The 311-nt window shown below is 49.8% G+C and carries 1 rRNA gene; it reads left to right on the top strand.

Annotated elements, in window-relative coordinates:
* Positions 1-311, top strand: a 23S ribosomal RNA gene (locus tag CKO33_RS13250); the annotation flags it as partial.

The raw sequence follows: 311 nt of genomic DNA, 5'->3' as shown, positions 1-311 counted from the left end.
GGGTGAGCCGGCTCCTAAGGCGAGGGCGAAAGCCGTAGTCGATGGGAAACAGGTGAATATTCCTGTGCCTGCTAGAAGTGACGAATGCGAGATGTTGTCAGGTCTTATTGGATTGATCTGGCTTTTTAAGCATTCCAGGAAATAGCTCTAGCATATAGACCGTACCCTAAACCGACACAGGTGGACTGGTAGAGTATACCAAGGCGCTTGAGAGAACTATGCTGAAGGAACTAGGCAAATTACTCGCGTAACTTCGGGATAAGCGAGACCCAATTGTGGGCAACCATGATTGGGTGGCACAAAAGAGGGGG

This window comes from Ectothiorhodospira mobilis, assembly GCF_016584115.1.
Classification (GTDB): Bacteria; Pseudomonadota; Gammaproteobacteria; order Ectothiorhodospirales; family Ectothiorhodospiraceae; genus Ectothiorhodospira; species Ectothiorhodospira mobilis.
Note: the sequence above shows the minus strand (reverse complement) of the source record. Positions and strands in the feature narration are given on the sequence as shown.